General features: G+C 65.9%; 20 protein-coding genes, 1 tRNA gene and 1 pseudogene. 7 read left to right on the forward strand and 15 right to left on the reverse strand.

The features are described from left to right. Positions 1-118: 118 nt before the first annotated feature. A complete protein-coding gene (locus tag STRTUCAR8_RS55485) occupies positions 119-937 on the reverse strand; it encodes an adenylyltransferase/cytidyltransferase family protein (RefSeq protein WP_338399712.1) in 819 nt (272 codons plus the stop codon). Positions 938-1,033: 96 nt separating this feature from the next. Here STRTUCAR8_RS55485 and STRTUCAR8_RS41505 point away from each other — a divergent pair, with 96 nt between their 5' ends. Continuing rightward, a complete protein-coding gene (locus STRTUCAR8_RS41505) occupies positions 1,034-2,110 on the forward strand; it encodes a dCTP deaminase domain-containing protein (protein ID WP_006382420.1) in 1,077 nt (358 codons plus the stop codon). A gap of 157 nt (positions 2,111-2,267) precedes the next feature. Beyond that, positions 2,268-2,338: transfer RNA gene (locus STRTUCAR8_RS41510), tRNA-Gly, on the forward strand. A gap of 105 nt (positions 2,339-2,443) precedes the next feature. Here STRTUCAR8_RS41510 and STRTUCAR8_RS41515 read toward each other — a convergent pair. From STRTUCAR8_RS41515 to STRTUCAR8_RS41565, 11 genes are all read right to left on the reverse strand, one after another. Beyond that, positions 2,444-3,166 (reverse strand): DUF5677 domain-containing protein, encoded by a 723-nt coding sequence (locus tag STRTUCAR8_RS41515; RefSeq protein ID WP_006382387.1) that lies wholly within the window; start codon positions 3,164-3,166, stop codon positions 2,444-2,446. Between the two features lie 151 nt (positions 3,167-3,317). Next, the gene (locus STRTUCAR8_RS41520; RefSeq protein ID WP_006382396.1) at positions 3,318-4,463 is read right to left on the reverse strand and encodes a tyrosine-type recombinase/integrase; all 1,146 of its coding nucleotides are present in this window, start codon (positions 4,461-4,463) and stop codon (positions 3,318-3,320) included. After that, a complete protein-coding gene (locus STRTUCAR8_RS41525; RefSeq protein WP_006382409.1) occupies positions 4,463-4,675 on the reverse strand; it encodes an excisionase family DNA-binding protein in 213 nt (70 codons plus the stop codon). The genes STRTUCAR8_RS41520 and STRTUCAR8_RS41525 overlap by 1 nt, the downstream gene beginning before the upstream one ends. Then, positions 4,672-5,967, reverse strand: coding sequence for a replication initiator (locus tag STRTUCAR8_RS41530; protein ID WP_006382407.1), 1,296 nt, complete (start codon positions 5,965-5,967; stop codon positions 4,672-4,674). Before STRTUCAR8_RS41530 ends, STRTUCAR8_RS41525 begins: the two co-directional genes overlap by 4 nt. Positions 5,968-6,198: 231 nt before the next feature. Continuing rightward, a complete protein-coding gene (locus STRTUCAR8_RS41535) occupies positions 6,199-6,393 on the reverse strand; it encodes a hypothetical protein (protein ID WP_006382415.1) in 195 nt (64 codons plus the stop codon). A 16-nt stretch (positions 6,394-6,409) separates the two neighbouring features. After that, positions 6,410-6,601 (reverse strand): mobile element transfer protein, encoded by a 192-nt coding sequence (locus STRTUCAR8_RS41540; RefSeq protein ID WP_006382390.1) that lies wholly within the window; start codon positions 6,599-6,601, stop codon positions 6,410-6,412. A gap of 2 nt (positions 6,602-6,603) precedes the next feature. Continuing rightward, positions 6,604-6,789, reverse strand: coding sequence for a hypothetical protein (locus STRTUCAR8_RS41545; RefSeq protein WP_006382386.1), 186 nt, complete (start codon positions 6,787-6,789; stop codon positions 6,604-6,606). 16 nt (positions 6,790-6,805) lie between these two features. Further along, positions 6,806-7,465 carry a DUF2637 domain-containing protein gene (locus STRTUCAR8_RS41550; protein WP_006382418.1) on the reverse strand — a complete coding sequence of 220 codons (660 nt, stop codon included), beginning with the start codon at positions 7,463-7,465 and terminating at the stop codon, positions 6,806-6,808. A gap of 72 nt (positions 7,466-7,537) precedes the next feature. Then, a complete protein-coding gene (locus STRTUCAR8_RS41555; protein ID WP_006382404.1) occupies positions 7,538-8,914 on the reverse strand; it encodes an FtsK/SpoIIIE domain-containing protein in 1,377 nt (458 codons plus the stop codon). Continuing rightward, complete coding sequence (locus STRTUCAR8_RS41560; RefSeq protein WP_006382423.1) at positions 8,914-9,270, reverse strand: SCO3933 family regulatory protein; 357 nt, start codon at positions 9,268-9,270, stop codon at positions 8,914-8,916. The genes STRTUCAR8_RS41555 and STRTUCAR8_RS41560 overlap by 1 nt, the downstream gene beginning before the upstream one ends. A 168-nt stretch (positions 9,271-9,438) precedes the next feature. Then, positions 9,439-10,227: a GntR family transcriptional regulator gene (locus STRTUCAR8_RS41565; protein WP_006382400.1), complete on the reverse strand. Its 789-nt coding sequence runs from the start codon at positions 10,225-10,227 to the stop codon at positions 9,439-9,441. A gap of 107 nt (positions 10,228-10,334) precedes the next feature. Here STRTUCAR8_RS41565 and STRTUCAR8_RS41570 point away from each other — a divergent pair, with 107 nt between their 5' ends. From STRTUCAR8_RS41570 to STRTUCAR8_RS50840, 4 genes are all read left to right on the forward strand, one after another. Further along, positions 10,335-10,742: an NUDIX hydrolase gene (locus STRTUCAR8_RS41570; protein WP_006382385.1), complete on the forward strand. Its 408-nt coding sequence runs from the start codon at positions 10,335-10,337 to the stop codon at positions 10,740-10,742. A 46-nt stretch (positions 10,743-10,788) separates the two neighbouring features. Further along, positions 10,789-11,217, forward strand: a complete 429-nt coding sequence (locus tag STRTUCAR8_RS41575) for an ATP-binding protein (protein WP_006382392.1) — start codon at positions 10,789-10,791, stop codon at positions 11,215-11,217. Beyond that, positions 11,211-11,621 carry a hypothetical protein gene (locus STRTUCAR8_RS54875; RefSeq protein ID WP_006382389.1) on the forward strand — a complete coding sequence of 137 codons (411 nt, stop codon included), beginning with the start codon at positions 11,211-11,213 and terminating at the stop codon, positions 11,619-11,621. Before STRTUCAR8_RS41575 ends, STRTUCAR8_RS54875 begins: the two co-directional genes overlap by 7 nt. Before the next feature lie 259 nt (positions 11,622-11,880). Continuing rightward, positions 11,881-12,813, forward strand: coding sequence for a reverse transcriptase domain-containing protein (locus STRTUCAR8_RS50840; RefSeq protein WP_158697494.1), 933 nt, complete (start codon positions 11,881-11,883; stop codon positions 12,811-12,813). 785 nt (positions 12,814-13,598) lie between these two features. Here the strand turns inward: STRTUCAR8_RS50840 and STRTUCAR8_RS41590 are convergent. Further along, a complete protein-coding gene (locus STRTUCAR8_RS41590; protein WP_006382399.1) occupies positions 13,599-14,321 on the reverse strand; it encodes a hypothetical protein in 723 nt (240 codons plus the stop codon). A 92-nt stretch (positions 14,322-14,413) separates the two neighbouring features. Here STRTUCAR8_RS41590 and STRTUCAR8_RS41595 point away from each other — a divergent pair, with 92 nt between their 5' ends. Further along, the gene (locus STRTUCAR8_RS41595; RefSeq protein ID WP_044473787.1) at positions 14,414-14,815 is read left to right on the forward strand and encodes a hypothetical protein; all 402 of its coding nucleotides are present in this window, start codon (positions 14,414-14,416) and stop codon (positions 14,813-14,815) included. Between the two features lie 541 nt (positions 14,816-15,356). Here the strand turns inward: STRTUCAR8_RS41595 and STRTUCAR8_RS41600 are convergent. Continuing rightward, complete coding sequence (locus STRTUCAR8_RS41600; RefSeq protein WP_006382402.1) at positions 15,357-15,962, reverse strand: dihydrofolate reductase family protein; 606 nt, start codon at positions 15,960-15,962, stop codon at positions 15,357-15,359. A gap of 268 nt (positions 15,963-16,230) precedes the next feature. Beyond that, positions 16,231-17,126: pseudogene (locus tag STRTUCAR8_RS41605) on the reverse strand (ABC transporter permease); the annotation flags it as partial.

Genomic DNA, 17,126 nt, shown 5'->3' on the forward strand with positions numbered 1-17,126 from the left:
GAGTCCCTCTGTCTCTCTGTCGATCTCTACGTCGATCACTCTGTGTTTTCGCGTCTCTTCGCGTCTCTTCGCGTCTCTTCGCGTCATCGTCCAGGACGAGCGGCCGGGAAGCTGCTGTTCAGGCCGGGTTGCCGGGAGGCTGCTGTCCGGGAGCGGGCCCGCTGCCGTCGGCGAACTCGGTGAGCCCCAGTTGGAGGCGGCGCAGGCGGGCGGAGGTGCTGACGGTCGCCATACGGTCCAGCACTTCGACGTGGACGCAGTACTTCTCCTCCAGCTCGGCGATCTCCCGGGCCGTGTAGGTGTCTGCCGTGGCGACCAGCACATCGGGGCGGACGGCATCGATGAGACCCCAGCGAGGGTGGTCGACCTGCTTCAGGGTGACGAGGCCGACACCACGCTGATGGGTCACCATGCGCAACCGCTCCATCTCTGGGACGGCGGGACGGTTGGGGCCCTTGCGCTGCCTGATCTTCTCGTCACTGTCGAGGCCGACGATAAGGAATTCACCGTATTTTCGGGCAGCCTCCAGATACATCGAATGACCCTCATGGATAATATCGAAGGAACCACTCGTCAAAACGACTCGCATGCCCAGGACGCGAAGCGCCCGAACAATTTCCGTGATCTTTTCGTAGTCTTCTACGAAACGCAAGTCGAAGTGAGATTCATCTGCGAAGAGATCTTTGCCGAACATAGGATCCTCGCGAATCAAGTCATTGGCCCATGGGGCATTTTTTGACCTGCTCGTCATTTTCCTCTTGGCCTCATCGGGTCTGTCTGGCGCGGGGTCATGAACCGTCGCCCCGCCTCTGTCGAGCCTCTGTCGAGGCAGGGGTAACACCTCGATCGTAGCCGCGCTCCTCACCCAGCCGCCTCCCCTTGGCTCTGCCGCCTCTCCGGACAGTCCGTTCCCGCAGCTCACCCCAACCCGTTCCATCACACAGTGCACTCCAAAATCCTTCCACACTAGGCGAGTTCGCCGTAAGGTGGGCGCCGTTGTGGCCCACTGCAGACCGCAAAGGAAGGCCAGGCAATGGTTGCTGATAGTGATCGGCGCCCGCAGCGCCCCGGTTGCCTCCTCTCCCAACAAGAACTGCTCACCGAGCTGCAGAGCTCCGAACGCATCTTCCGGTCGACGTCCTGGAAGCCCGAACAGCTGCTCGGCGCGGGCTACTCGGTCCGGCTCGGCGACGACCTGCTGGTAATTCCCGACAACCCCGGGGATTCCAAGTACACGGCCATCAAGGGCGACAACGTGATGTCCGAGTTCACGTTGGCCCCGGGTGACACCGCGCTGATATCCACGATAGAGAGATTCTCACTCGATTTCGACGTCACCGCGACCATCGGCGACAGGTTCGGCCTCGCGGCCAAAGGTCTTCTCATTCTGCACGGCTCGACCGTGCACCCCGGTTACGGCCGGGAGTTCGACACAGAGAACGGCGACTGGCGCCTCAAGGCCGACGAACGGCTCTACTTCATCGTGGCGAATGTCGGCCCGAAGAACATCACGATGCGAAAAGGCGACGCGATCGCCTATCTACAGTTCTTCGACATCGAACGGGTGCCGGAAAACTCCGTGGCCAACGTGGGGTTCGACCATCTGAGCACGCTGTTCGGGGCGGGCCGGCACACGGAGGACGGCGGGCTGTCCTACTTCCGCAACGTCAAGGACCTCCGCGCCGAGGTCGACAGCGAGCGCCAGAGGATCGACGGCGCACTGTCCGACATGAGACGCACCATCGAAACCAACCAAACGGAGATGCGGAACCGCGCGACCGACGCCAAGACCGCCGTGGACCGCGTCACCGACACGAGCAACATGATCGTCGTGTTCGGGGTGTTCCTGATCGCGACGACCCTGCTGGGAGTCGTCCTCGTGATGCTGGGCGACCTGATCGACAAGCTGTCCGACATGGACGTCTGGAAGATCGCCCTGGTCGCCGGACTGGGGGCGCTGTACGCCGGAGCGACGGTCACAGGGACAGTCCTGGTAGCAAGGGCAGCGGGACAGGCAATACGCCCCGCAGGCCCACCGAGCGCCAACACCAACGCCACCGGCAGCGGCAGCGGCAGCGGCAGCGGCAGCGGCAGCGGCAGCAACGGCTGACACCTCGCTCACGAAGGCCGGCGACTGACGACCGGAGGGGCTCTGCCGGACACCCGCAGCGCCCCTCACCGGGCCCGGAAACACCCGGGCCCGGTGCCGCGCCGATGGGGTACAGTGGGCGAGCGCTCAGGCGCCGACTTCATGATCGGCACCAAATGCGGGTGTAGTTTAGTGGTAGAACATCAGCTTCCCAAGCTGAGAGTGCGAGTTCGATTCTCGTCACCCGCTCTAATACGAACCCCCAGGTCATGGACCCGGGGGTTCTTTGTTGTCTAGACCGGTGGACGGGTGGCGCACCACAACCGCACCACTACGGTCGACCGCACCACTTGGCTAGTTCACCGGAGGCAGCATCGGAGCCAACCTGACTTCCCTCGCAACCGAGCGCAGGAACTTCTTGCGCGGCTTCCCGTTGATCATCTCGTCGAAGGCCCGGCCCGCCCAAATCAAGCACATGGCGAGGGTAACCTCCACCAAAGAGCCGACACTCGCCTTGGGCTGGGTCCGAAGGCTGGGCGGCTCGGTCGTCCACTCGACGAACTCAGAGGCGCTGGTTGCGCTGGGGTGCGCATAGCTACAGAGGAAGCGGTACACGGAGTACAGCTCCCGGTTGGGGGCTATCTCATCGCACTGCGCCTGGAACCTGCGGAAGATCTCACTCTCGTCGGTCTTCTCGGCTGGCGCACCCTTGATCGAGTCGATGAGGTCCTGCGGCACATTGAACCCCTTCTGCATGTCGTCAGCAGCAGCCCGATTCAAGCGGGCCCCCTCGGCAAATACTCCGAGCGCACCAGCGTCACCCTTCTGCGAGAGCCAGTGCAGGCTGATGGTGGTCTCGAACATGGTGCGGAGCAGAGGCAGTGCCTCATGCCTGTATCCCCGATCAACAAGATGCAAGGACGCCTCTGCAAGACGGTGCACCTCGTTGCACCAACCATGCCCAATGAGGACCGACCGGTACCTGCGCTGCTTCGTCTCGATCGGCCCGGCCGCCCGATAGTCGGCGACCATCTTCTCGACGGCCTTACGGTACTGCTGCGGAGTGACGCTACTCATGTGCCTTCCCGTCTCGAATAGGAAGTTCAGGCTACTTGAGCGCTAACAGACTGTTTCATGAATTTCCTCCAGCCATGTCAGGTCACTACCGTTCGCCAACTGGCGTCCGTAAGGGAAGGTTTGGAACCTTCCCTTACGCGTGATCCGAGACCTAATCCCCAAGGTCGATGCGCTGCTCCTGCTTCGCACGCTCGGCGCGCACCAGATCATCGAGCCCGGCGGCGACCTCCCGTTGCCGCTCCTGGTCGGAGTGCTGGTAGATCAGCGCGGCCTTCTCTGAGGACTGACCCGCGCGAACCATCGTGTCCTTGAGGGTGGCGCCAGAGCGCGTCGACAGGGTGTGTCCGGTGTGGCGAAGGTCGTAGAAGCGGAAGCCGTCCGGGAGACCTACGACGACCCGGGCGCGCCGCCATTTCCGGCCGAAGGATGTGCGGCGGAAGGCCGCCCCTTTCTCGCCGACGAAGAGGAGACCGTCAGGCCCCTTCTCCGCGTACCAGGCGAGGTGGCGTTTCACCTCCTTCTCCAGGAAGGCCGGAAGGACAACGAGGCGGGCCCCCGCGTCGGACTTGGTGGCCCCCGGAGCACGCTGCCCGTTGGTTCGCTCGGGCTCGGCGACACGGACGCGGATCACGAGGTTGTCGAGGTCGACGTCTCGGCGCCGGAGGCCGGCCAACTCCTCGGGCCGCATCGGTCCGTACGCCCCGAGGTAGACCATGAAGCGCCAGCGGATACCGATCGCGTCGGCAAGGGCGTCGACCTGAGCAACGGTGGCGATCCGGCGCTCAGCGGCGGACTCCTTTCCGGCGCCCTTGATCCGGCACGGGTTGCGGCTGATCAGGTCATCGTCAACGGCCGTCTCCAGGATGCCTTTTAGTAGCCGGTACGCCTTGGCAACAGTCGTCTTGGCGCTCGTTGCCCGCAGCCGCTCCGCCCGCCACTCACGGACGCGGGGTGCGGTGATCTCGTCCAGGTCGAGCGTGCCGAAAGTCGGGAGGATGTAGAGGCGGAGGAGGTGTCGGTACAGGTCGACCGTGCGAACGGCCAACTCCCGCTCCTCGACCCATTTCTCGGCGTACACGCGGAAGTTCACCGCGCCCGCATCGGGAGAGCGCCAGTCGCCCCGGCTGAGGTCCGCCTCGACCTGTGAGAGCCAGATCTCGGCGTCCTTCCTGGTCTCGAAGGTCTCGTCTGCGCGCACCCGCTCACCGTCAGGCGCGAGATACGACGCCGTCCACGTGCCGGACCGGTACTGCCGCACCGCGCCGAAGCGTCGGCGCCTGCCCTTCTTGTTGGCCATCAGGCAGCCCTCCGCAGTCCGGTGCGGCGGAGACGGATCGGCTCCACGGTCCGAGAGGCGAGGTACTCCTGAAGCGCGCTCTCCGGGATGCGCACGTGCCGGCCGACCTTCACGTACCGGATGCGCCGCTCCTCGATGAGCCGCCGAGGGAAGCGCGCGGTCGTACCCAGCAGCTCGGCGACCTGGTCGACGGACAGGTAGCGGTCGGTCATGCGGTTGGCTCTCCTTCCGTTCCGGGAGCGGGTTCGAGGGAGGCGGCAAGCCAGGCTTCGGTGTCGGAGAGGCCGGTTCCGGCGAAGACCCAGTGGGCGAGGACGTACGTCGTGCTGGTCTCGTGTTGCGTTGGCGGGGCATGGCGTTGGGCACGGCGCCATTCGGCGCGGGCGTCGCGGAGGGCGCCGAGGGTGGTGGAGTAGCGGCGGGATTTGGTGGAGAAGTGGCCGCGGAAGCCGAGCATGTGGGCCCAGGCGCGTAGCCGGAGGTGTTCGAGGTCCTTGCGTGCGCCGAGGGCCCATGCGGTTCGGATCTGTCGGTCGGCATGGTCGGTGATGTCGAGCTGGGCCAGTTCGGCGAGGAACTTCAGTGGGCGGTCGAGGGCACCCGTCGCGGTTTCAGCTCCCTTGGTGGCGTACTTGGCGATGTACGCGGCCACGGCGCGGTCAGTGAGTTCCTGGCCGCCGTCGAAGTCCTTGCTGCGGATGGTGCGTACGTCGAGTTGGCGGCCGAAGGTGAAGGTGTGGGCGCGGCCGTCGATGACCGGGCCGTCCACGCGGACGTGGGCAGCGGCGGCGCCGATGGCATCGGTGAGCAGTTCGGCGGTGGCCCAGGCGGGAGGCGGGGTGTCGCCGCCCTCGGGACCGTCGATGCGGATGACCGCGTGGAAGTGGACGGCGCCGCGCTTCTGGTACTCGGCGACCTTGGCGAAGGAGACCCGGGCGTAGCGGCGGAACGCGCGCTGTGGGAGTCCGGCCCGCTTGGCGACCTCACGGCGCATGTAGGTGGAGAAGCGGCGCCACAGCGGACCGGCGTGGGCGTTCCACAGCACGGCCCCTTCGTAGTCGTACGTGTCCGGGTGGAGCGGAGTGCCGAGTGCGGCGTCGTCCTGGTCGTGGTGGACGCCGCAGCGGCAGCGGCGGACCGAACCGGCGGGGCTGGTAGGGCGGTTGTGGACCGGGCCGAAGCTCGGAGCGGTGAAGGTGGCGAAGACCCGGGGGTGTGCGGCGACGCGTTCCGGGATGCCCTTGCCGCCGCGCAGACCGGAGGTGATCAGGTGGAATGTGTCGCGGCGGTAGACCTCGGCGCAGGCCGCGCAGCGGGTCGTACGGCGGTTGTTGCAGCGGACGAGGAGGTGACCGGCCGGGAGGGTGGAGGAGTCGAGGTGGTGGAGGACGTTGCCTATTTCGCCGGTTCGGGTGTTCACGTCGTACTCGGTGCGGTTGCCGTCGAGGCGGATCGGGTGCGTGCAGCCGCCGAGGCCGGAGAGCTGGCGGAGGAGTCCGGGCATGGTGCCGAGCGAGGCCAGCGCAGCGAGTTCGGGCAGCGGGGCCGGGGTGGAGCGGGTGATGATGACTTTCTCCTTCTGGCTTCGGTCAGGAGGGGTTGGGCCCCCGGGGCGGCGGATGCTTGGCGGTATCGAGGCCGCCCCGGAGGTCTGGTGATCAGCGGCTGTCAGCGCCGGTGCTGGTCGCGGAGCATCGAGCGCAGGAACACAGCGAAGCTCTCCTTATCTACTCGTCTAGTCATGTGAGCCGTTTATGACGTCCACGCCGTCGCGCGTGCCGGAGTCGATGGCCGGAGCCATGAAGGTGCGCGAGAGCAGGAAGCCGAACAGGGCGATCACGACGACGATCCAGACGCGGACGCCGAGGAACTTGACCGCTCCCCAGGCGATGAGTCCGAGGACGAGAACGAGCGGCAGGCTGACGGTCACGGTGTGCTGAGTCCTTTCAGCGGACGGGGCAGTTGTGGGTGCGGGCGGCGAGTTCGGCGGCGGCACGGCTGTCGTAGTCGGCGGAGAAGCCGCAGCGCGGGGCGATGCAGGCGGCGGTGTGCTTCTCGCGGCCCCGGGCGTCGTAGGACGTGCCGACCTGGACGGGACCGATGCGGATCACGTTGCGGAAGCGGTTCGGCGCGGGCACGGTCAGTCCTCCTGTCGCAGGGTGGGGCCCGGGAACTCGGCCAGGATGCGGGCCACTTCGGCAGGCTCCGCTACGCGGTCGGCGGCCTCTTCGGCGAGGAGCCTGGCCAGCGCCGGGCGGCCGGAGTCGGCCATCTGACGGGCTGCGTCGAGGTAGTCGGCGGGCGTGTTGAAGCAGAAGAGAGGCATGGTTCGGCCTCCTGATTCAGGCGAGTTGGGCGGCGATGGCTTCGGCCATGGGGGCGGGAACGCCGAGACGGGCGCGGAGGGTGGGAGTGTCGATCGGTGCTCCCGTGCGCGTGTGGTGCTCGGCGGCGACCTTGCGAGCGTGCTCGACCAGGGCAGTCGGGACGGGCGGGACGGATACGGCCGGTTGTTCGGGAGCCGGAGTCGGAGCCCGTTGGGCCGGCTGCTTGGGCAAGGGGGCAGGTGAGGGTTCGGGCGCGTCCTCCTGGCCCTCGATGTTCTCGGTGGCCTTGCCGTCGTTCTCGGGTGCCGCAGTCGGTGCGGAGTGCGCGAGGAGTGTTCCGCCGAGGAAGGCGACCGCAGGCCAGCCCGCGACGAGGATGCGCAACCAGGCTGGCACCTGGTCCAGGTCGAGGAGTCCGGCGGTGGCCACGTTGGCGCCGAGGGACGCGGCGAGCGCGATGACGAACCAGCACCAGGCACTCGCCTTCGTGTGGCCGGACCGCAGTCGACGCCAGGCGACGACGAGCAGCAGATCGACCGAGACGGGATACGCCCACGCCTTCCACCCGTCCTGTCCGGCCGCCGAGGCAACGTCGTGCAGGTGGGCGAAGGACAGTGCGGCGGCGATGAGCGCCTGTACAAGTACCGCGTCGATGCGGGCCAGTTGGGCGCGCATGATGTCGCTCCTTCCGGGTTCGGGCATGGGAGGGGTAGGGAGTCGGCGACGGGAGTTGGGCGGGGAGGAGGGTCAGTCGGTCACGGGGCGCGGCCGGACAGCCGGGGCCGGTGCTTCCACGGCAGCTACGGGCACGTCGGGCCGGAAGGGCTTGAGCGCGGGCAGGTCGGGCACCAGGTGGGCCGACTCTCGGCAGATCTCTGCGGCGTCGCTCAGGGAGAGGTACGGGGTGCGGATACGGGACCAGCCGCCGGAGGTGTCACCGGCCACGGCCAGGCCGGGCCGTTCGGGAGCGATGGCGCAGGCGGCGCCGACAGCTTCGGGGGCGATATCGCCGAGGGCCATCTTGGCGGAGGCTTCGTCGTTGACGCGGTGGCAGACCCGGCCGGTCAACTGGGCGCGGAGCATGGTGGCGCCCTTGCCGAGTTCGGCGCCGAAGCGCTGCCCGCAGACCTCCAGGTAGATCCCGGCGGCGCGGCCGAGTTGGGCGAGGCGGATGAGCTGGGTGACCATCTCGTCCCGCCGTTCCTCCTCCTTCTTCGTGGCGACGAGGAAGAGTTCGGCCACTTCGTCGACGAACAGCACGATGGGCACGGGGCGTTGGTTCTCGGGCAGGCCCCAGATGTCCGAGGTGATCTCCTCGTCCGGGGTGCCGGGTGCGATGCCCTGCCGAGCCTTGATCAGGTCGTAGCGGTCCTCCATTTCCTCAATGAGCGCGGGCAGCAGCTCGGCCGCCTGGTCGGGGTCGGTGGCCAGCGCGGAGAGCCGGGCGGCGAACGGCGCCAGCTCGACACCGCGCTTGCAGTCGATACCGACCAGGGCGACGGATTGCCGGGCGAGCCCGGCGACAAGGTGGCGCAGGTACATGGACTTGCCCGACAGCGTTGCACCGAGGGTGAGTTGATGCGGAACGGTCCGGTAGTCGCGGACGAACGCGGTCGCGTCCTCCCGCAGCGCCACAGGAACCTTCAAAAGCCCGGTGTCGGCCTTGCGGGGCATCCGTACCCGCCGCAGTACGTCGAAGCCGACGAGCCGCAGTTCGACGACGCCCGGCTTGACGGTCGTGACGTACACGGCGTGAACGCCCCAGGCGTGCCGCAGCCGTTCGGCCGAGGCAGCGACGTCGGCGGGTTCCTGCCCCGGAGCGAGCCGCAGACGAATCCGCAGCCCGGTCGAGGTGGGCCGGATGATGCCCCGGCGCGGCGGTACCGGCCGGACCTCACGTCGAGTGGTGGCCTTCACGGCCAGCACCCGCAGCCGGGACGGAGCCACGGTCAGGCCGCACGCCTCCATGACCGAGGTGTACGAGCCGAGCAGCCGGGCCGTGGATATCGGCAGGCCGACCGTGGACCAGTACGCCGCCGGGTGCTTGGCCCGGGTGTAGGCGGCCCCGCCGCCGAGCGCGGCGAGGGAACCACCCACTTCCAGAAGCGTCGTCAGGTCGCTCATCAGGCGGTGGCCCCTATCGCGGCGGGGAACGCGGCCGGGGTAACAGCGGCGGCACGGAACGCGATGCCGTGACGCTGCTGCCCGTTGAACACGCTCTCCCACGGCCGGGCCACCAGCCCCGGCAGCGAGACGGGCGCCCCGAGCGCCAGCCCCTCAGAAACACCGCCCTCGGGAACGGTGACCTTGATCAGCGACGACTCGCCGTCCTGGATGTGGACGACGCCGATCGTCATCAGCGCCTCACCGCTGACAGCGTCCTTGGCGATCTCGCCCGTCTGACGGTCGCGGACCTTGGGCTCAGGAGCTTCGGTCAGCAGGATCGTCGCGGCTGAGGTCTCAACACGGATGGTACGCAAGACAGTTCTCCTACCTAGTCATCTATACAAGATGCGTCATGCGAACCCGACCTTCGGGCTCACGCGGACCACTCTGACACACAACTTGCCCACTCGTCTATACGAGTATGCCTGTTGGGGTGTACGAGTTCGGAGAAGGAGCCCCGCGCACCACCGCACGTCATGCGCTCACGTCGCCGGGAGCTGGTACGACAGCACGTACGCGTCCGCCGCCATCACGGTGTCGCAGACCTCCACGGCCCGCCCCTCGGTGTCGAACGCGGTACGGATCAGGTGGATCACGGGCACACTGGAGGCGAGCCGCAGCGTCTTTACCTCAGCCGGCGCGGGCATACGGGCCCGGATCTCCTCCTCGAAGTGATCGAGCCGGTGGCCGAGTTCCTCAAGCCGGGCGTAGATACCGCCGGGCCCGGGGTTGGGCTCAGCGATGGCCGTACCGCGCGCGATGTCCAGCGGAAGGTAGGAGGCGGCGAACTCAACCGGCTTCCCATCGAGGAGATACCGGCGCCGCCGGGCGAGCACCCGCCGTACCGAGCCGAGGCGAGTGGAGATGTCCTGACTGGCCTTCTCCTCCTTGACCTCAAGGCTGTCGACCTGCGGGTGACTGCCGGCCGCGTCGGCCTCGACGATAAACGCGGACTTCCCCTGCTCTCTGTGCCGCCGGGCGAAACGGTCAGAGGCAAGTCGCCGTACGGGCGGCCGGGGCCGTACGAACACACCCTTCCCGTGCTCGGCGTGCACGAGCCCCTCCCCCTGGAGAACGGAGAAGGAGTTCCGGACGGTCATCCGGGACACCCCGTAGTGCTCGACAAGCTCAGCTTCCGAGGGCAGCTTGGCGCCCTCGGTGAACCGCCCACGGTCGATGGCCTCGCGCAGCTGGTCGGCGATCTGCCGGAAGACCGCACGATCGCTCGTGGGGTCGAGATCACCGAGCAAGCCGGATGGGAGTGAGGTCACGAGTACTCCTTTAGGTATCTAGACGAGTGGGCGAGTGTTGTTGCTACGGTGGAGAGCCTAGCCACCTGAGAGGGTCGAGGAACGTGAGCACTGACCGTCCGCACTCCGTGAGCGTTGCCGGAGTCATCGTCGACGACCAGGGCCGCGCTCTGTTGATCCAGCGCCGCGACAACGGTCAGTGGGAGCCCCCGGGCGGCGTCCTCGAACGCGAGGAAACCATCTCCGAGGCCCTGCAACGCGAGGTCCTCGAAGAAACCGGCATCAGGATCGCAGTTCCGGCGACCCTCACCGGCGTCTACAAGAACATGACGGGCCTGATCGTCTCGCTGGTCTTCCGCTGCGAGGCCGACAAAGGCACCCCCACCACCGGAACCGAGACCCGCGCGCTGCGTTGGACCACCCGTGAAGAAGTCTCCGAGCTTGCCGACGAGGCATACGCGATCCGCGTCCTGGACGCACTCGACGCCACCTCCCCGCCGGCCGTCCGCGCCCACGACGGCGTGAAACTCGTCTAGCCCGAACCCGCTGCACATGGCGGCCTACCAGCACGAAGGAACTTGTATGCACGAGTATACGAGCACAGCGCGGGTCTGGGGACTCACTTGCCCAGGTTTCCCAGAAGAGATCGGCCGAGCCCGCCGCTGGACCCGCGACATCCTGCGTGGCTCACCCCTGGCCGACGACGCCGAACTGATCGTGAGCGAGCTGAGCACGAACGCGGTCCTCCACACGGCCAGTGGCCAGGAGACGGGAAGTTTCCATCTGGCACTCGCGGTATCGGCCCAGGTGATTGCCCTGTCAGTCACGGACGACGGGGGCACCGGCACGGCCCCGAAGGTCGAGCACGCGCAGGTGAACGCCGAGCACGGCAGAGGCTTGGGCATGGTCAGCGCGCTCGCCCACCGGGTCGTGGTCCACGACAGTCAGGGCGGCTACACGGTCACCGCGGAACTCTTCACCGACACCCGCCCGGGAGGCCACCCGTGCTGACGAACGGACCCCGCCGGGGCTTCTGGTGCGAGTGCTGGACCGAGGACCTCAACGAGGTGGCGCAACAGCCTGTACTCCGGGCATCCTTCGACGCCTACTCGCCGCCCCAGGCAGACAGATGGATCGCCATTGCTCTGCGGACCATCTCACCGGCACTCGACTCGGATGCGTCCGACGAGGCATGGGCGTGGCTGTACGAGGGCCGCATCGAAACCCGGAGAGCCCTCCTGCACTCGAACCCCTGCACGGTGTCAGTCACCCACGCCGACACACGCATCACCTGGACGGTCCGACCAGCGCTCTTCCTACCCCTCGCACACCGCCAAGGAGCCGAACTCCCAGCTTGCGCACACGATTTCAAGGCCCCCACCAGCTACAGAACCGAGGCCCAGGAGACCGACTGAGTTACAACTTTCTCTACTGGTTCAAGGCGGCTCGCTCCGCTCCCCGCACGCGGCCCGGCCCCCGGCCGGGCCTGCGCTCCTGTCTCCGCCCCGCTCCAGCCCGGCCGGCACCCGGGCCGCACTGACAGCAATCAGACGCTTGCTCCCCGAGAAGGGGTACGTCGTAGGGAGGGACCGCGTGCGCCGAAATAGCAGGCACCAGACGAAGTCGGCGGGCACAATGTCAGGCAACACCTTGCTATGGATTAGGGAGGACTACATGCTGGTCTCGCCGAAAATCATGCAGTCGCTTGACCTAAGCTCGGCCACCGAATTCTGCCTATCGACTCCACTCGACAGGCTTCCCATTTTGATCTCAGATCGATGCCTTATGGATTCAAAAAGGTCCGCCATCAAGTGGGTGGAAGCTAATTTCTGCGGAGGCACACGCATCCCCAAAGAAATCATGACGATGCCCAAAAATAAATTCGGCCAGCGGCCGATCATTCTTACTTCACTAACATCTCGCATCATTTATCAGGCGCTAGTTTCAAGCGTCGCGGATGCAATGGAACCCAACAGCCGAGGCGGAGAGGGATGGGTACAGCACGAGACATTTGCTGAAGAGTCTCCAAGCGAATTCATTGTTGAGGTCGACATCGCAGCTTGCTACGAGTTCATCGATCACGAACGACTTCGCCAGGAACTCGTGGCGCGTACCCTCAATGTCGAAGTCGCTAAAAATATCACAGAGTTTCTGGGAGAATGCTCACCGAACAAAAGAGGACTCCCCCAACTGACCTCTGCCAGCGACACGCTGGGAGACCTCTATCTAAGCATAATCCAACGGCAGCTAATGCGTCAGGGATTGGACGTATCGCGGTACGCGGATGACTTTCTGATCAGAGCAAAAAATTGGGAGCAAGCTAACGAAACAATCGAGTACGCAGCCGAATTTGCGAGAGATCTTGGCTTGATCCTCTCTTATAGGCATGGAAACCATTTCATTCAAAGCAGCCAGAACAGTATGGCTATCCATGCCAATCCCGCAGGACTTGACCGTAGCGTACGTGCGCCCACCATGCAGAAGATTCTCGAATTCCAAGCTGGTAGGGTCACCCGAGAGCTCCCTTATGGTTCTGCGTGCCATTATAAGCGAATCAACCTTGCCAGTCATGATATCGAGAAGATTGTATCCGCTCTGAGTTGCTAGACCTTGACCTGCAATCGACGCATTCATTTTATTCCACGGCGGGATTGAGCCATACTTTGCACGATACGACTCGATCAGAATGCCCTCCATTGTGGTCGCATGCTGTAGACCGGACAAGTCATCCTCATCCAGCTCACCTAGAGCCATTCGAATGGCAGCCTGCGCCTTCTTGCGCCTGCCGTTTCTTGCGGTCGCAACCTGCTCGAAAGGGGATTGGACAAAAACCGCGAACCCCATACGCTCATGCTCCGCGAACCAAGCATTTATCTCGCGAACTTTGCAGGTGGTGGGTTTCGCGGAAATCAGACCGTTATGGTGACAGAATCGTTGAGTCAGATCCCTCGCTAGCCCAACGTATAGAACATCAGAGGATTCGGGATCGAAATAACAATATACTCCAACCGAAGAAAATCCGTAGTTATCTCTTGGTGAAGCGATGTCATCGAGAGCATCTCTTATATCTCTTGCGCCCTCTTTCGTGTATGTATCTCGGATCATAGTTCCAAGCATCGTTCTCCTCCCCGAGGACTTCGACAGGCCAGCAATGGCAAGCAGCGCGGTCAACTCATCCCACGAACACAGTAGTTGTATCCACTGACAGCACGTGGCCGAGGGGCACTGCCGCGATGCAAGCCAGCCGCGAGCCGATTCACTCAGCCCTGTACCACGAGCGCACCAGATCAAGGGGGAAAGCGGCCGAGCCCGACGAAGCCGCGACCCGACCGTTCACCCAGGTCAGCACCCGAGCCCGCCACAAATGCCGGCAGCTTCCCAAGTTCGGAGCTTCAGTCGGATGTCCTGCGAACCGTCGCTGCCCCGTCGTTCAGTGCGTTGCTGATCTCCAGAAGGCACCCCTCGCGCAGGGCGAAGGCGTTGCGGGGGTTCCGGTAGGAGTGCCCACCGTCGTTGATGCAGACGCCGTCTGCCAGCCTCCAGTGAGCAGGCGCCCATTGGCCCTGATTCTCAAGGAGCATCCTCGCCACTTCGGCAGGATCCTCGATCAAGGTGAGAGCCGTAAGGGCGGTGATAAGGGCCACGGTTGCGTCGTCAGGAAGCCGCGCGTCGCCCAGTGTCGGGAAGAGCAGCAAGAGACGGGCATCGGAGTCGTCAACGCCCTCTGTTGCCGGCTGCCGAGCAGCGGACAGCAACTCCGGCCAGGCCATCCCAGGCCCCATGAAGTGACCGTCATCCACGGCAAGGATTTCCGCTGCGGACCACGCCGGGTGATGTATCAGGTAGTCCACTCCTCGGTCGCCCTCGATGTTGCGGTAGACGACGTGGATAGTGTGCCCGGAGCGCAGAGGCACGCTGAACACCGGCCACTCACCCTCGGCACACAGCACGCGATACAGCTCCATGGCCGCGTCCCAGTCGGCACCGAACGCGGTTCGCTGCGCGTCCTCACCGCGCAAGCAGGTGCCGAGGTGAACCGGCCAGAACAAGGCTTCGTCGAGGTAGGCAGCGCCCTGGACAAGAGGGCCGCCTTCATATCCGGGGATCTTCAGCACGTGTGGATGATGGCACGAGGGACTGACACCGCCTCGGGGTTCGGAGGTTCGCCCACCTCTCTCTGTCAGACCAGCGCTGTACGGTCCGCTCCATGGCTGAGAGACCTACGACGAACTGGCGCCACGGCATTGCCGAGGAAGCCGAAGGCCTTGCCGCCGGCACCCTGGATCCTGAATGCGCGTGCATGGCGGGACTGTTCCCCGAAGAACTGCTCACGGCGACCGATGCCGTCCTCGACACCTTCGAGCGGGAGCTTCCCGGGCTGGCCGAGGCAGGCGACACAGAGGTCCTCGGCGTCGTGGAACGCGTCGTCCTGGCCCTGAACGCCGTGAACGACGCCCACAACGGAAGCGCCTACGAAACCGACGAGCGCGAGCAACTGTGCGACTTCATCGACCAGTCGCTCACCGAGCACAGCGTCGACATCGTCGCACTCGCCGCCCGCCATGGACTCGGCCGGTACCAGATCACGGACGAATGGCGGGAGTGGTGATGCCCCCGCTGAAGCTGCCCGCTCGATACCCGCTTCCTGACGCAGCGTCGCTGCCGCACCACAAGCGCACCAGATCGAGCGGGGAACCACGGTGAAAGCGACCGAGCCCAATGAAGCCGCGCCCTGACCGTTCACCCAGGTCAGAGCCCGAACCGCCCCCAAACACCCCCAGCTTCCCAAGCTGAGAGTGCGAGTTCGATTCTCGTCACCCGCTCCATGCGAAACCCCAGGTCAGTGGCCTGGGGTTTGTTTGTTTGGCGCGATCTGGTCGCGCTTCTTCCGACGTGACCCCCCTGGAGTACCTGCTCAACGCCGCCACCAAGCCGGCGAAATACATCCGCTGAGACCAGGCCAGGTGGGACGCCTCCGAGGGCACCCCGTGCGCGCGTTCGTACGACAGGACGACGAACCCGCGCACTCACTCCGCCAGGGCGGCGCCGAGGTCGTCGTCGGTGGCTGGGTATCTTGATGTTGGCCGTTCGCCCCCATCAGCAGGTCTTGTCCGCGTCTGCCGACGCCGGCTCCGGCGGACGGGGCGACGTCACGCAGGGACGCCGAGCGGCGGGTGCTCGAGCACGCGGGGTTTGTACTCGGCCAGCTGGATGCGGCCGTCGAAGGTGCGGTGCTCGATCATCTCGAGGGCGACGTCCGGATAGCCGTCGTAGATGCGTTCTTCTCCCGTGGCCCCGGTGATCACCGGGAACATCACGACCCTGAAGCGGTCGACGAGTCCGGCTCGTAGCAGGGACCGGCTCAGGCTGAGGCTGCCGATCGTGCTGAGGAGCCCCGAGCCACTCGACTTCATGGCACGGACCGCCTCGACGGCGTCGTCGCGGACGAGCGTGGAGTTGGACCACGTCAGTGGCTCCTCGAGTGAGGAGGAGAACACCACCTTGGACGCTCGCGTGAGCTCGTCGACGGACGCCTCTTCCTCGGGCCGGAACTCGTCTTGGCCCTTCGGGACCTCGCCTGCGGCGAAGCCCGACATCAGGCGGTAGGTGTTCGCTCCCATCAGATAAGTGACCTCGGGCTGCTCGCCGAGCCACGCGAGGTACTCCGGGCCCTCAAGTCCCCAGAAGCCAGGCCATCCCTCGCCCGATGCGCAGCCGTCGAGGGAGGTAATGAAGTCGACGAGAAGCTCCGACATGACAGTGTCCTTTCCTGGGGTGTCACGAGCTTGGACCGGCCGGGAGCCACAAACTCATCGGCCACGCTGTGGAGTGACGAGAAAACCCGTGACGCCGCAGTCGATCAGGTCTCGGCGGGGCCCGCCCTGTCGGCGCGCACCGCGACGAGATGGCCCGGAAGCGCTGGCCGACTTCGAACAGATTCCTTCGGACGGGGACTACCAACTGCCCCTGGACGAGGGCGATTCACCCTCGTCCAGGGGCACGGCACGGTCGGGCGACGGAGGCTCAGTGCGCGGCGCGGCGGGCCAGTGCCCCGCGAGAGCGGGTCACCAGCGCGGCCAGCAGGGCGGCGCCGAGGGGCACGGCCACCAGGAGGGCGGCGAGCGTCTCCCAGGGGACGATGATCGGCACGTACGGCGGGGCGTCACCGGCGCCGACCCAGCCGTTGTCGAGAGCCTCCTGGTAGAAGCGCGTCTGCTCGCGCTCCTCGGTGAGCCGCAGCCCGACCGCGGGCAGGACACCGGCCGCCGAGCCGAGGACCACACCCATCGCGGCGACCACGCCGCACTGGAAGCCGCTGAGCATGCGGCGCACCCGGGGCGGGGCTCCGACCGCGGCGAGCGTCTTGAGATCGGCCTCCGCGTCGGCCTGGGCGAGACCGGTGGCGATGCCGGCCGCACCGATGGTGACCAGGCCGGCGAAGACGGTCAGCGCGAGCAGGACGAGCCCGTTCTCGTCGACCCAGCCCTGCTCCACGGTCAGCTCGACGTCACTGCCGAGCTTGGCGATCTCGGCGTCGAGCTTCTGCCGCTGCTCGGTGCTGGGCATCCGGTCGGTGCTGAAGAAGGCGCCGAGGGGGACAGTGGTCAGTCCGGCGGCCTTGGCGGCGGCGGGGCTGAGCACGCTCTGCACTCCGTAGGAGTCGGGCGAGCCGGGCACCTGGTAGGCGGGGAAGGACTTCAGCTCGCCCGGGACCGGCTTGTTCTGCTCGACGGCGCGGTCGGCGGCCTTCTGGTCGGTGATCAGCTTGATGCCGACGGTGCCGTTCCTGTCGACCTGGGGCTTGTGGAAGCTGAGGAGCTTTCCGTCGGCGAGGGCCTTGGCCGCGCCCGGGTCGTCGATGCCGAGGACCTTCAGGAGCGGGGCGTCGGCGACGAGGAGACCGCCGTCGACGTAGATGC

Source organism: Streptomyces turgidiscabies Car8, from assembly GCF_000331005.1.
In the GTDB taxonomy this organism is placed as follows: Bacteria; Actinomycetota; Actinomycetes; order Streptomycetales; family Streptomycetaceae; genus Streptomyces; species Streptomyces turgidiscabies.